General features: G+C 43.2%; 11 protein-coding genes, 12 tRNA genes and 2 rRNA genes. 18 read left to right on the forward strand and 7 right to left on the reverse strand.

Annotation, left to right across the window (positions count from 1 at the left end; genetic code table 11):
- The 15 genes from G400_RS0100005 to G400_RS15565 form a co-directional block, all read left to right on the forward strand.
- Positions 1 to 136 (forward strand): 23S ribosomal RNA (locus G400_RS0100005); the annotation flags it as partial.
- A gap of 64 nt (positions 137 to 200) precedes the next feature.
- Positions 201 to 317: ribosomal RNA gene (gene rrf, locus G400_RS0100010) — 5S ribosomal RNA — on the forward strand.
- A gap of 7 nt (positions 318 to 324) precedes the next feature.
- A tRNA-Asn gene (locus G400_RS0100015) sits at positions 325 to 397 on the forward strand.
- A 15-nt stretch (positions 398 to 412) separates the two neighbouring features.
- Positions 413 to 504: transfer RNA gene (locus G400_RS0100020), tRNA-Ser, on the forward strand.
- An 8-nt stretch (positions 505 to 512) separates the two neighbouring features.
- A tRNA-Glu gene (locus G400_RS0100025) sits at positions 513 to 585 on the forward strand.
- 14 nt (positions 586 to 599) lie between these two features.
- Positions 600 to 672: transfer RNA gene (locus G400_RS0100030), tRNA-Val, on the forward strand.
- A 9-nt stretch (positions 673 to 681) separates the two neighbouring features.
- Positions 682 to 755: transfer RNA gene (locus G400_RS0100035), tRNA-Asp, on the forward strand.
- A gap of 37 nt (positions 756 to 792) precedes the next feature.
- A tRNA-Phe gene (locus G400_RS0100040) sits at positions 793 to 865 on the forward strand.
- An 11-nt stretch (positions 866 to 876) separates the two neighbouring features.
- A tRNA-Tyr gene (locus G400_RS0100045) sits at positions 877 to 957 on the forward strand.
- Between the two features lie 4 nt (positions 958 to 961).
- Positions 962 to 1032 (forward strand) — tRNA-Trp (locus G400_RS0100050).
- A 17-nt stretch (positions 1033 to 1049) separates the two neighbouring features.
- Positions 1050 to 1122 (forward strand) — tRNA-His (locus tag G400_RS0100055).
- Positions 1123 to 1130: 8 nt separating this feature from the next.
- Positions 1131 to 1202 (forward strand) — tRNA-Gln (locus tag G400_RS0100060).
- Between the two features lie 20 nt (positions 1203 to 1222).
- Positions 1223 to 1293: transfer RNA gene (locus G400_RS0100065), tRNA-Cys, on the forward strand.
- 37 nt (positions 1294 to 1330) lie between these two features.
- A tRNA-Leu gene (locus tag G400_RS0100070) sits at positions 1331 to 1416 on the forward strand.
- A gap of 330 nt (positions 1417 to 1746) precedes the next feature.
- Positions 1747 to 3426 carry a GDSL-type esterase/lipase family protein gene (locus G400_RS15565; RefSeq protein WP_017261598.1) on the forward strand — a complete coding sequence of 560 codons (1680 nt, stop codon included), beginning with the start codon at positions 1747 to 1749 and terminating at the stop codon, positions 3424 to 3426.
- 166 nt (positions 3427 to 3592) lie between these two features.
- Here the strand turns inward: G400_RS15565 and G400_RS0100080 are convergent, their stop codons facing one another.
- Together G400_RS0100080 and G400_RS15570 are read right to left on the reverse strand one after the other, a co-directional pair.
- A complete protein-coding gene (locus G400_RS0100080; protein WP_017261599.1) occupies positions 3593 to 3883 on the reverse strand; it encodes a hypothetical protein in 291 nt (96 codons plus the stop codon).
- A gap of 279 nt (positions 3884 to 4162) precedes the next feature.
- On the reverse strand, positions 4163 to 4732 hold the full coding sequence (locus G400_RS15570) for a hypothetical protein (RefSeq protein WP_017261600.1): 570 nt from the start codon (positions 4730 to 4732) through the stop codon (positions 4163 to 4165).
- Between the two features lie 245 nt (positions 4733 to 4977).
- Between G400_RS15570 and G400_RS0100090 the strand changes: the two genes are divergently transcribed.
- Positions 4978 to 6219: an aminoacyltransferase gene (locus G400_RS0100090; RefSeq protein ID WP_017261601.1), complete on the forward strand. Its 1242-nt coding sequence runs from the start codon at positions 4978 to 4980 to the stop codon at positions 6217 to 6219.
- A 50-nt stretch (positions 6220 to 6269) separates the two neighbouring features.
- On the opposite strand, the gene G400_RS0100095 is transcribed toward G400_RS0100090, so the two are convergent.
- From G400_RS0100095 to G400_RS0100115, 5 genes are all read right to left on the reverse strand, one after another.
- Entirely contained in the window at positions 6270 to 7064 is a 795-nt protein-coding gene (locus G400_RS0100095; RefSeq protein WP_017261602.1) for an energy-coupling factor transporter transmembrane component T family protein, read from the reverse strand.
- Between the two features lie 39 nt (positions 7065 to 7103).
- Positions 7104 to 8081 (reverse strand): polyprenyl synthetase family protein, encoded by a 978-nt coding sequence (locus tag G400_RS0100100; protein ID WP_017261603.1) that lies wholly within the window; start codon positions 8079 to 8081, stop codon positions 7104 to 7106.
- The gene (locus G400_RS0100105) at positions 8078 to 8638 is read right to left on the reverse strand and encodes a Gx transporter family protein (RefSeq protein ID WP_017261604.1); all 561 of its coding nucleotides are present in this window, start codon (positions 8636 to 8638) and stop codon (positions 8078 to 8080) included. Before G400_RS0100105 ends, G400_RS0100100 begins: the two co-directional genes overlap by 4 nt.
- Entirely contained in the window at positions 8635 to 9099 is a 465-nt protein-coding gene (locus tag G400_RS0100110) for a NusG domain II-containing protein (RefSeq protein WP_017261605.1), read from the reverse strand. The genes G400_RS0100105 and G400_RS0100110 overlap by 4 nt, the downstream gene beginning before the upstream one ends.
- Positions 9100 to 9524: 425 nt before the next feature.
- Positions 9525 to 11444, reverse strand: a complete 1920-nt coding sequence (locus G400_RS0100115; protein ID WP_017261606.1) for an NAD(P)/FAD-dependent oxidoreductase — start codon at positions 11442 to 11444, stop codon at positions 9525 to 9527.
- Positions 11445 to 11931: 487 nt separating this feature from the next.
- Between G400_RS0100115 and G400_RS0100120 the strand changes: the two genes are divergently transcribed.
- Both G400_RS0100120 and G400_RS0100125 read left to right on the forward strand, forming a co-directional pair.
- A complete protein-coding gene (locus tag G400_RS0100120; RefSeq protein WP_017261607.1) occupies positions 11932 to 12930 on the forward strand; it encodes a UbiA prenyltransferase family protein in 999 nt (332 codons plus the stop codon).
- Complete coding sequence (locus G400_RS0100125; protein ID WP_017261608.1) at positions 12931 to 13905, forward strand: UbiA family prenyltransferase; 975 nt, start codon at positions 12931 to 12933, stop codon at positions 13903 to 13905.
- The last annotated feature ends 92 nt before the right edge of the window (positions 13906 to 13997 follow it).

Genomic DNA, 13997 nt, shown 5'->3' on the forward strand with positions numbered 1-13997 from the left:
AACTCGCCTCGAGATGAGATTTCCCATTCCTATATGGAAGTAAGACCCCTCAGAGATGATGAGGTAGATAGGCTAGAAGTGGAAGTGTGGCGACACATGGAGCGGACTAGTACTAATCGGTCGAGGACTTAACCACGAAGTGGTGGTCCGGTTAAAGAAAAGAAGATCATGATTCAGTTTTGAGTGGATAACGCTCAGAGTGTGGTGATGATGGCACGAAGGATACACCCGTTCCCATGCCGAACACGGAAGTTAAGCTTCGTCGCGCCAAGAGTAGTTGGGGGATCGCTCCCTGCGAGGGTAGGTCGTCGCCATGCATATTATTCCGGCATAGCTCAGTTGGTAGAGCACCTGACTGTTAATCAGGTTGTCGACGGTTCGAGCCCGCCTGCCGGAGTTTAAAATTAAAAATGGAGAGTTGTCCGAGTTGGCCGAAGGAGCATCACTGGAAATGATGTAAGCGGGTAACAACCTGCTTCAAGGGTTCGAATCCCTTACTCTCCGTTTTATATGACCCCTTGGTCAAGTGGTTTAAGACACCGCCCTTTCACGGCGGTAACATGGGTTCGAATCCCGTAGGGGTCAATTTTTAATATTTTGGAAGATTAGCTCAGTTGGGAGAGCGTCTGCCTTACAAGCAGAGGGTCACAGGTTCGAGCCCTGTATCTTCCATTTAATGATGGTCCCATGGTCCAGTTGGTTAGGACGCCTGCCTGTCACGCAGGAGATCACGAGTTCGAGTCTCGTTGGGACCGTTGTTTATTGTAAATTTTTAAATACCAAATTTGGTATGGCTCGGTAGCTCAGTCGGTAGAGCAATGGATTGAAGCTCCATGTGTCGGCGGTTCGATTCCGTCCCGCGCCATTTCAGAGTATGGCGGAATAGCGAAGTGGCTAAACGCAGCGGTCTGTAAAACCGCCCCGAAAGGTTCGTTGGTTCGAATCCAACTTCCGCCATTATAGGGATATAGTTTAACGGTAGAACGTCGGTCTCCAAAACCGCCGGTGCGGGTTCGATTCCTGCTATCCCTGCTTATTTAAATATTATGGCGGTATTGGTGAAGTGGTTAACACACTGGTTTGTGGATCCAGCACGCGTGAGTTCGATTCTCACATACCGCCCTTTTTATTGGGATATAGCCAAGTGGTAAGGCAACGGACTTTGACTCCGTCATGCGCTGGTTCGAATCCAGCTATCCCAACTTTGGATTTGCTCCATTATGGTGGTATAGCCAAGTGGTAAGGCAGAGGTCTGCAAAACCTTCATCACCGGTTCAAATCCGGTTACCACCTTTCACGTCGAAGGGCGTGTAACAGAATTTCATAGCTTGCCGCTGTGGCGGAATTGGCAGACGCGCTGGACTCAAAATCCAGTTCCCTTTACCGGGAGTGTGGGTTCGACCCCCACCGGCGGCATACATGACTCCTTTGAAGGGGTCTTTTTTTATGTCTTTGAAACTATCGGATACGGTGGTTTTCCGTTAATAACATCAAAGTTCTTGTGCTTCGCCCGAACGTTTCTCCAAGCCATTGGATATTTTCCTAGAGGCAGGCGTTTCCACAACATATGAGATATGTTAATAATATAATTCAAGTTATAATATGCGAAAGATAGACATAAGTTGATTGTAATAGAAACAAAATGGCCGCATGAGCATTGACATATTCTTTTTTTTCATAAATATAAATGATATCATTAGATTAAGTTGTGACATGTGTTTCTCATTAGTGAAAGATAGGAGAACTATGAAGTTTAATAAATTGTTTACTGTATCCGTTGAAATTACATTAAGTTTTCTGTTTTCTCTGTGTGTATTTTTTAACTTGAGTGTAAGCGCTTCTTTTACGGAAAATGCAAATACTCCAATTCCTGATAAAACGATTACGCGCATTGCAACATTTGGTGATTCCATTACATATGGTTTTAACGGATCTACGCGTGCTCAAAATCCCTGGCCTAATCTCGTTGGAAACGACCTACATGTTCCCGTTGATAATAGGGGTGTGAATTCCGCACGAATAACCGATATTGGCAGTGGACAAACGACATTATCTGATGAAATAAGTGGAATTAATCCTAAAGATTATTCGGATATTGTAATCTCATTGGGAGTCAATGACTTTGACGATGCTAATAGTTCAAACGGCTTTGCTAGCTTAAATCAGATTGAAAGTACGTTAAAAAACCAAATTTTACGAATTAGGGACGCTAATCCAGCAATTCGAATTTTTGGCATTTTACCTATGCAAGCATGGGCGAGAACGCAGAATTTAGATGAAAAAGGACCGGCTGGCTTTAGCCAAAATGATTTAGACAACGCACTTAAATCCACTTATGAAAGCGTTCAAGTTACAGTTTTAGATTGGCGCGATAATCCCATCGTAAATGATGGAAACAGAAACACTCTCTTAGGTGATAAGATAATCCATCCAACCCAGGATGGATATAATTTAATGGCTGCCAGAATCAGTGGTGTCATTAGTAATGAGATCAGATACACCGATCAAAATGGTAAACCATATAATGGGTTGCACACAAATGCTGATGGATCGCAAAGTTATTTTGAAAATGGTAAAAAGTTTGTAGATCATTTTTTGTGGCAGGATAATCACATGTATTATTTTAATCCTGATGGAACTATGTCCAAGAACCAATTTTATAGCAATTGGGGCAATTTATATTATTTTGATTCTAACGGTATTAGGTATACTGATCAATTCTACTATAATTGGGGACACACATATTATTTTGGGGACGGCGGCGTAAGGGCCACTAGTACGACTGAAATAATTGGTGATAATCTTTGGAGCTTCGATAACCTTGGTATTGGTACGCAATTGAAGGATCATTTTTACGATCCAAATGGGAAAATGTATTACTTTGGACCAGATGGAAAGGAATATAAAGACCAATTTTATAATAATTGGGGCAACACATATTACTTTGGTCCCGACGGTATCAGGTATACTGATCAGTTTTATTATAATTGGGGGCACACATATTATTTTGGGGACGGCGGCGTAAGAGCCACTAGTACGACTGAAATAATTGGTGATAATCTTTGGAGCTTCGATAATCTTGGTATTGGTACGCAATTGAAGGATCACTTTTTCTCTCAAAACGGGAAAATGTATTATTTCGGTCCAGATGGTAAAGAGTACAAAGATCAATTTTATAATAATTGGGGGAATACGTACTACTTTGGCCCCGATGGAGCTCGATATACGGATCAATTTTACAGTAACTGGGGCCATACCTACTATTTCGGTGATGGTGGTGTAAGATATACAAATCGCTTCTATTACAACTGGGGACACACATATTACTTTGGCGACGGCGGCGTCAGATTAGATAATCAAAATAAGTGGATTGATGGAAAACTATGGCATTTTGATAATCAAGGCATTGGAACAATTATCGGATGATTAAGTGTCTAAATACTGGAATTGGTGTAGATGTTTTGACATTGCACGGCGACTCCCCCTGGGACTTTACTGGTCTCATAATTCAAAGAGGTTCCACGACCTTTTTTTCAGTCATGGAACCTCTTTAAATATACACTTTGAAGATTTAAGAGAATGAATGTTTAAATTAGAGCTTTGCGATTTGCTGTAGAGCGAGGGAACGTGCAGACTGTAATGTGTAAGATTGCACATCCCACATGAAATATAAACAGTTTGAACTATCAATGAATAGTCCAGATGATGAAATGTAGATGCCTTGTTGTCTTAAGAAGCCCAAAAATTGATCAGCTAATTTCATGTCATACCAGAAGTATTCTAATTCAGGATGCTGAATAGACGTTGTAAATTTCGATAAACGCAGTGTTTCAATCAATTTCTTGTTTTTGACAAAATTTGCCGCAGTTTTAGTATCTGACATGTCTTTCCCTTTTTTAATACATTCAATTGACGTCATTAGTCTACACCTATGTACGTTTGGTTCAAAATGATTTTACAATGAGGGTAGTAATATTATTACTTCATTAACAGGTGAAAATATTAGCACAATAATTGGAATGTTTATTTCATTAGTGGCATTTGCTTTCGCAATTGTCGTTTTCAACGGTTTGTTGGGCTAACTAAATTAGTCTGCTGAATAAAAATAAAATAGTGTAACAGAAAGGCGTCTCAAATTTGAGACGCCTTTCTGTTCTCAACTTTAATTTGCTGGATTTCCTAATGCGGGGTACTGTTGATATAGCTGACGCCACAGATAACCAGGATCGGTCCCGTAAGGATTAGACATGGTTTTGTCAAACGCCTGTGCTAGTGTAGCGGAAGGAATTTGATTTACGGCGTTGGCATTAGCGCCGACACTGATTAAAGCTTGGCGTACGTATGCTTCTGAGTATCCGTGCCAAGGATCGTTTGTAGTTGCGATGCTAGATTGACCAGCACTAGCTGCGGTTGAGGAGTTAGCACTTGATGTTGCATTACTGCTAGTTGTAGCTTGTGATTGAGAAACTGAAGCAGTTGATTGGTTTGCTTCAATTGAAGAACTGGCCTCACTAGATAAACTTGAGCTACTTTCTTCTACAGAACTTTTAGATGAAGTCGATGCAGAACTGCTGGAAGATGAGCTGTTTTCTGTGTCGCTGGATTTTTTTTGCTCTGTTTTTACATGGCTGCTACTGGAAGCCTTGGTAGATTGGCTGTTATTGCTGCAAGCAGCCAGTGTAATTGTGCTAAGCAGTGCAAAGCCAATTAATGAAATGCGCTTTTTAATCATGAAATTTACCCCTTTCGTTTGTAACAATACGCGATTGCTAAAACGATGAATGTGTAAGACAAGAACTCTATTAATATTATCATGCAAGTTGTAAGAGAGGTAAAGCTTGTTTACCATAATGCAGTAACAACTTAATGATTGCACTAAGAGTGGTAAAAAACGCATTGTTAGTGTATGTGAAGCACATGGCAATGCTATAATATTTACAGAAATCTAGTTGAAGTGGGGCAATTATTATCACAATCATGAATTTTAAAGAACTCGATAAAGATACTTATTACGCTTTTGAGCAACAGCATCCACAAGGCAGTTACACGCAAACACCAGAACAAAAAGAAGTGCTGAGTCGGCGTAACATCGACGCGACATACGTTGGGGTTACTAATGAACACGGGCAGGTGATTGCGGCGGCCTTATTGACGTCTGAAAAATTACGGATGGGTTATTTGTTTGAAGTCAACGGCGGGCCAATGATGGATTATGGCAACGCAGAGCTGGTTAAAGTAATGACAGACGGGATGGTCAGTTATGCCAAGCAACATCATGGTTTGGTATTGCGTTGGTTGCCAAACGTGATCAGTCGTGAATTTGATGATGATGGCAAGGTTATTGCCACGCCTAATCAGGATGCCATTGCAAACTTAACGGCGGCGGGCTTTAGTCACTCAGCCGTTAAACCCGGTTATTCCACGATCGAACTGGGTTATCAGTTTGTTAAAAAGATGAGTGGGATTACGGCGGATAATGTGGTGGCAAGTTATCAAAAGGACGCCCAGTATGCGTTGAAGAAAACGAAACAATTTGGTATTAAATTACGTCAGTTGGATTATGATGAGCTGCCACAATTTAAAAAATATACCGAGGCTACGGCAGAACGGTTGAACTTTAACGATAAAACATTGGACTATTATCAGGCGACCTATAAAGCATATGGCGACAAAGTTCAATTTATTGTGGCTGAACTGAACTTCGACACATATATTGCTAATCAGCAAAAACAGGCTGACAAGTTACAAGAACGGGTTGACGGCTTAGATGCTAAGTTAAAGGATAAGCCAAATAACAAGCATATCAAGAGTCAGCGGCGTGAACTGAGTGACCAAATTAGTCAGCATGAAAAGCGGATTAAAGAGGCTGAAGGCTTTAAACGTGAGGATGGTCAGTCGACCATTCTGTCTGGGGGAATGTTCTTTATCCAGCCACAGGAAATTGCCTACATGTTTAGTTTCACAAATGAAGAATTTAAGAACTTCTACGCACCTTACATGGTCCAGAATCATATGATTCATGTTGCAATTGAAAATCATGTACCGTTATATAATTTCTACGGTGTGTCTGGCATGTTTGACGGATCCGATGGTGTGCTTGGGTTCAAACAGTCATTTACTGGTGTGACACAGGAGATGCTGGGTGCGTTTACCAAACCAGTCAAACCGTTCCAATATCGATTATACGAATGGTTGAAGAAAGTCACAGGTAGGGAATAAGGATTAAAAAAAGGATTTAACACAATTTGTCGTTGTGTTAAATCCTTTTTTTATCGCATTAAGATTAATAGTCCAGTCAAGATCAGCAGAATAAGGACAAACGCACCATCACGCCCATGAAATTGCTGAATTCGAAACTTGGTTCGGTTGGCTGTCCCGGAGTAACCACGGGCTTCCATCGCGGTGCCTAACTCGTCCGCTCGGCGAAAACTGGTCACTAATTGGGGAATTAACAGGGGGATGAGCGCCTGCATTTGTTGAAAGACGTTGCCCTCGCCAAATTCGACGCCACGTGAACGTTGCGCGGCCATTAATTGACTGGTTTCATCCATGAGGTTGGGCACAAACCTGAGTGCCAAAGCAAGCATGAGTGCCACTTCGTCTACTGGAAAATGAAACCAGCGCAAGGGGCGCAACAATGATGCTACGGCATCTGCCAGTGCTAATGGGGCAGTGGTCAGCGTCAGCAGTGTTGAGACAAACACAATAAAGACGAAACGAAGGAACACGTAAAGCCCATTTTGAAGTCCAGTTTGTGAAATGATCAGCCAGCCCCATTGCCAATAAACAGTGCCGCCATGAGTAAACAGTAGCTGCATAGCAACTGTAAAAATGATGAGCCAAAACATCGGTCGCAGACCCCTGAAAAAGAAGCGCAAACTGAGTCGGGCGCACAACACACCAATCAGAACAAAGCTGTATAGCAACAAATTCGTTTGCCAGTTGTCAGCTAGAAAAATGATTAAGATGAGGTATAACGTTGTTAACAGTTTGACTCGCGGATCTAGACGATGAATGATGCTGGTTCCGGGAATAAAGCGGCCTAACAGAAGGGCGTTACTCATGTATCGTGCGCCTCCCTTCATCGGAAAGTAACAATTCTGCTAGGATTGACGATTTAACAATGAACTGGTGAGCTGTGACAGGATGGCGCGAACGGGCATATCCGGCAATTTCTCAATCGCGGTTAATGCAGTGTCAGTGTAATCTTTGGCTAGCTCCTGTGCCTTAACAATACCCCCGTGGTCACGAACGAGTTGATCAACTGCTTTGGCGTCATCGTCCGTCATTTTTAGCCGTTTGCTAAGGTACGGTGCAAAGGCCTCGGGCGCTTCACGTAAGGCGAGAATCAGGGGTGCTGAGTAAACACCTTGGCGCATGTCTTCCTGGACAGGTTTGCCAAACTGACTGCTGCTGGCCGTGTAATCGAGGATGTCGTCCAACAACTGGAAAGCAACCCCAATGTTGAGACCAATCGTTTGGGCATTGCGGGCAAAGCGTAGGCTGTTGCCAGATTCATACGCACCGAGAAAAGTGCTGAGCGCGAATAACTGACCTGTCTTGCCGGAAACTTGGTTCAGGTATTGGTCGATGGTGATAGCCATGTTATACCGTGTGGACATTTGTGCTAACTCACCGTTTAAAATGGCTTCCATGTGTTTGCCATCCTGTTGCACGCTGCGCAAATCACTGGCATAACCGGCCAGCAGTTTGAAACAGACGGTAAAGAGGTAGTCACCCGCATAGACGGCGGTGTCTTTACCAAACGTTGCTTGAATAGACGGCAGGCCACGACGCATGTCAGATTCATCAATGACATCGTCGTGAATTAACGTTGCAGTGTGTAAGGTTTCGACAGCAGCGGCCAATGCAATCATCTTGTGACGATCCGTTTGCTTAAATTGTGAAAATAAGAGGCAGTACGCCGGCCGTAACATTTTGCCGCCGGCGTTAATCATGTCTAAAATAGCGTCTCTTACCGGGACGTTATTGGTGGTAATGTTCTGATCAATTAAAGTTAGCACCTGTTCAAGTTCCGTTTGGAGAGCAGGGTACTCACGCCACATTGGGTGAATTTTCATGATTGGTTCCTCTCTGGTGAGTGTTGATGGTCGTACCGAAGTCGACTCAGTGTGTCGACGTGTTCAAATAAAAAGTTTGCGGTAATACCAATCGCAATTCCGGCAAGAATGCCGATAACCGCTAGAATGGGCAGATAGAGCATGACGGTCCAGCTTTGTGCGACCAAACTGGCAACAGCTAGCTGACCGACATTAAATAAAATTCCGCCACTGGCCGAAATGCCAATCATGCTGACCCGTTTCTCACCGAGCTGTTTGATTAACAGCATTCCCAGCCAGGATAGGAGGGCACCAGCTGCACTATACATAAAGGTGGCCACGGTACCACCAAGCAAGGTCGTCAGTAACAAACGCATACTCATGAGTAAAAAGCTGTCGCCAACGGGCATTGTGAATAATGAAACCAGGGTAATAATGTTTGAAAGGCCTAATTTTGCGCCTGGTGCGAATGCAAACGGAAACGGGATCATTCGTTCAAGTAAACCGATAATCACGCCCTGAGCGCATAAGAGGGCAATGTAGATGTACTGTCGTGTTCTTGATGACTGAACATTCATGGTTTAACAAGTCCTCCCGTAGAGTTGCTGTGTGTGGCACCGTTTGAACTCTTCACTTCTACCAATACTTTGTGCGGTAGACAAACGATGGTTTGACCTGGCTTGCTGATGGCCGAGTGGTGAACACAAATTTGATCGGGACAGTTGGCATCACTGATTTGAATACGATTGTCAGTAACCAACGTGTCGTTATAGGCACCGTGACCCATTGTGAAATGATAACGTGTTTTACCTTGATGCCCAGTTAACCGAATCCGTTTAAGTACGTGACCATTGTGGGAAACCACAGCGGTATACACTTCATGACTTTTGGCCGTTGTTTGAGCGGCTGCCTGGTGATGTTGGCTAGTGGTGAAGACCATCAGGGGGATGAAGGATCCGATAATCAGTAGGGTCACGATGATGATGTCAAACGGGCGGATCATTTTCAAATACCGTTTGACTGTGGGAGAAAGCTTCACGTAATCACACTTTCTTTCATTATTAAAACCGTTACATATTAGTTTAACGTTTTGATGCCTGTCTGTCGTTACTTCGGCCAGAGATGCCGTTCCATGGGACCGGTTTGAGCCCTGAAAAGCGGTCTCGCACCTCGACTTTGAGCCCCAACACCGGTCTCAAAGTTCGTCCAGCACCACTGAGTAGCGCTTTAGGCTACTCAGTGGTGCTATCACGGAACGCTATCTCTGACCGAATCCATTACCTTGAGAGATATCAATTAATCAGCAGCATCAAACTGAAAACGGGGTTAGTGGTACTAAAAAGTAGGGACATATTTTTCATAACGCGCTCTCAAGTCCGACTTGAGAGCGCTCACTTTTCAAAAAAGAGTTCTAGGGCAAGTCTACCCTAGAACTCTACCACTGACAATATAAGCTATGAATGATTACTTCATGACATCGCTGCCATACAAGGCTTTCGGTGTTCCATATCGCCACTTGCCGAAGACCCGTTGTAGGTAAGGCACTACCCACTTGTCGAGACCAAACGCACGACCGGAACCGTTCATGCAGGCAATTGCGACGAAGAAAATCCACATGTTAACCCAGTAGAACATGCCACTGAGACTAAAGACGACAACCATGGCTGCTGAAGCAGCTGACATCACCCAAGTAAACAAACCGAGAACCAAACAAACCCCAATGAAGATTTCAATAATGGTCATAAACTTTTGCATGAAGAAGGCAGTTTGTTGGTTTGGAACAAATACTTGAGTTACGGCTTGGAACCAGTGTGGCATCTTGGAGAAGACCATCTGTGGGTCGTGACCATAATCGTAGGAAAGAGAGAACATCGTTGGATTTGCAGTAGCTGTGGTGCTTGCTGCGCCACTTGCACCGCTAGCTGCACTGGTAGCCGCAGCACCGCCACCACCGGATCCAGCAGCACTAGCACCGCTAGTTGTTGCCGGCTTTAACCATGCGAATGGTAACCGCAACTTAGGCAAGAACCATGAGCCTTTGCCTTGAATCTTCGGCCAAATATCAACCAACCACATCATACCTAGGAAAATCCGTGCAGGAACAGTCCACAGTACGTTACCTTGACGCGAAATGTGACCACGGAAGAGGTTCCGGTTATGACGAGTCCGGAAGAACTCATGCATACAGTACTGGAAGAGGTAGTAGGCTGAGTAAACTTGAATGAAGTAGAGGATATTAACCAAATGCTTCATCAAAATGGCCCAGAAGTTAGATAGGTGAATCTTACCCATCAAGTTGGCAACCCCATATTGAGAACCCAAGGAAACCATGAATCCTGAATAGTTTGGCTTGAATTCAACTAATGGTTTGCCGTCTTCTGTGTTAATGATGTTGGAAACGGCCGCTTGAGCTGTTTCTTCAGCACCTTGGACAATTTGAGGTTGACCTTTACCGGAACCATCTTCATCAAGTAAGGACACGTCACCAACAACAAAGATATTTGGATCTTCTGATTGAGTGTACTTATTAACCTTGATTCGGCCGGCACGACCTTGTTCCAAACCGAAGTTGGCGGCTTGATCGGTTGCTTTAACCCCGGCAGTCCAGATTAAGGTGCAAGTTGGGAAGGTGGAGCCGTCTTTGAGGTCGACGTGATCTTCATGGACACCGACAACACCGGTGTTCTTCATGATCTTGATACCACGTTTGGTCATGTAACGTTCTGCTTTATCGGCATCGCGGCGATCCAACATGTTCATGATGGTTGGCGCCATTTCCATTAACGTAAACTTGATTTCAGTTGGATCAAGCTTGTTATCCTTAGCCAATTGGTCACGCCAGTCGCGCATTTCACCAATGGTTTCAGTACCGGTGAAACCAGAACCAACGACAACAAATGAAAGCAATGCTTTACGTTTGTCTGGATCTGTTTCGATAGCACCCGCCCGAACAGATTTTTCAATGTGTTCTTTAAGGGCAACGGCCTGTTCCCAAGAACCGAGGGTGAAACCGTGTTCCTTAACGCCAGGTGTGCCGAAGTCGTTAGGCTGTGAGCCAATGCCTAAAATGACATAGTCATAGTCAAATGAACCGTGTTCCGTAACAACCTTTTTATCGGTTCGGTTAATTGACTTAACCGTATCCGTCACTAACTTAACGTTCTTACGACGGCAGAACAAACGTTGTAAATCATACTGAATGGCAGTTGCATCCACCCGGTTGGCGGCAATTTCATGTAGCTCCGTCATGTAGGTGAAGTACGAGTGCTTATCGATCAGTGTGATCTTAACGTTGGAATCTTTTTTGAAATGCTTGGCCAGATGCTTGGTGGCGTAAACGCCAGCGAAGCCGGCACCGACGACAACAATATTCTTTTGAGCCATTTCCAACAACTCCTCTGAGATAATATAAAAGTTATAAATAAGTGCATTAACTATGAAACAATTATAGCGTTTACATTCGTCGATTGTCTAGACCTTCAGGAATATATTCACAAAAAGAAGTTATTTATTGTACACAATTATGTTGAACGCCGAAACCGTTTCCAAAATTGATAAACAAGGGGTGAAATAAAGCTTATTGTTTATTATTCGTTTTAATGAATTGAGAAAGGCTGCATTTTACGTAACACGTTTCACAAACTAATTGTTTGCTGTTAAATTGTGCTGACTTTGATGAAACCAGTGTACTCGCCAAGTAACCATTAGCTTAAGGCAGTGCATGACTAATGAATATGATTTTCAGCCGCTATTGGTAAAGCATTCAAGTTTTCGATATCATGGGAGTAAGTAGTTGTGATCGTTGCAAGAGGGTAAAATTGGATGAAAGACCGTTTTGATTAGGTAACAGGGCAAAGTTGAGGGGGAAGCTATGAGATTATCATCTTTCGGTGAATTAGTGGCGCTGCGAACAAAACTCGCCAGTATTTTGCCGTTTTTAGTGGGGGTCTTTTTTGCGATTGATTTTGGATATGATGTAAATTGGGCTAATACAATTGTGTTGTTTATCGTGACATTGACGCTCGCAATGGCGACTACTGGTATCAGCAACTTAGTGGCCTACAATAAGTCACAAGGATCAGTGAACGCACAGTCACAAACGGTTATTGGCAAACGTCAGCTGCCGTTGTTATTGGTTCAACTTATGCTCGTGGTGATGCTGACACTGGCCACCTGCCTTGGTATCTGGCTAGTTTGGCGCACCAACTTAATGCTTTTACTATTGGGAATTATTGGGTTTGGCATCGCCATCTTTTATACGATTGGTCCCGTGCCATTGTCACGTTTGCCGCTGGGCGAAGTATTCGTAGGCGGTTCATTGGGATTATTGCTACCGTTCACGGCTTTTTATGTAAACGTACCATCACAAAAACTGATCGGCATTATTTTGCACTGGCCGGGGATGCTTGTTATGGGCAATTTGTGGTCGTTAATTGCTGTTGTGTTGCTTTGTTTACCATTAATGGCGACGACCGCTAATTTAATGTTCGCAGAAAACATTGTTGGGTTACGTGATCAGACAATTGATGAGACTAAACACACCTTGCCTGAGTATTTAGGGCAGCGGTGGAGTTTAATCGTTTACCGTAGTTTCCTCGTTATTGGTTTTCTCGGTATTATCATCGGTATGGCGACAGGAATGTTATCTTGGTGGTTAGTGGTCATGATGGTAGCAGTGCCAGCTGCTGTACTTAACGACCGTCATTTTAAACAAATGGTTGCGGGAAAAACAACATCGACTGCTGATGAAATAACGACATCAGCACATAACGGTTTGTTTCAAAAAGAGTTATGGCCAGCAATCAGTAATATTCTTTGGGTCAATGGATCATTATTACTGGGATTGATCTTGGAAATGGTGGTGCAATAAATGAAAACAGATTATAAACCGTTAACGTGGCCACTGTTTTTGGAGCTTATTCGTTTGCCAGCCAAAACAGCCAGTTTGTTACCATTTTTATTGGGGACAGCGTACGCATATTACGCTTATGGTCAGTTTAACTGGCTGAATACATTGATTTATTTTATTGGCCAAATGAGTATTGCATTCTTCGTGACAGGTTTTAACAATGTTCAGGATTACTACAAAGCCAAGGATTTAGCCTACCGTGGCCGGGATAATATTTTAGGCCGGGAACATTTGAACCCGCATCACATGATGGCATTAATGTTGGTGTTTTTAATCATTGCATGTAGCATGGGAATCCTGCTGATAATCCGGACAAACTTGGTGTTGCTCTTTATCGGTGGCTTAGCCATTTTGATTGCAATCACATACACGGCAGGGCCAGTGCCGTTATCGCGAATGCCATTAGGAGAAATATTAAGTGGTTTATGTGAAGGGTTTGGTACAATCTTTATTGCAGCTTACGTGAACATGCCTAAACAACTGCCGATAGCGATGTATTTTGATGGTTGGCATTTTGTCATTACCGCTAATCTGGCCGTGATTCTGACTTTATTTGTGATTGCATTGCCCATTGTGATTTTAGACGGTGGGGTTATGTATGCCGATAATATTTGTGACCTGCAACAAGATATGAAAAATCAACGTTTTACGTTACCTTATTATCTGGGAAAGCAACGGGCGGTAAAGCTTTATCCGTTTGTGCCCGGAATGGCATTTGTCTTTGTGCTTATTGGAATCTTGATTGGCTGGTTACCATGGTTAATGATCATTGTGTTCGGTTTGATTCCAGTTGTGATTCGGAATACGAAGGCCTTTCTCGCGGTTCAGGATAAAGGTAAAACGTTTATTACTGCAATTCAGAATTTGTTAAGCGTTGCTTCTTTGGAAGTCGCTGTATTAGTAGCAATGGATATAATCAGATTATTAAAGTCCTAATCAACTAATTGGCATTGCCAAAAAAACATTTTTCAGTAAAAATACTCTTAAAAAACACGTCCGCTTTTCAACGCTTGCAACTAAGGCTTGAA

Source organism: Furfurilactobacillus rossiae DSM 15814, from assembly GCF_000428925.1.
In the GTDB taxonomy this organism is placed as follows: domain Bacteria; phylum Bacillota; class Bacilli; order Lactobacillales; family Lactobacillaceae; genus Furfurilactobacillus; species Furfurilactobacillus rossiae.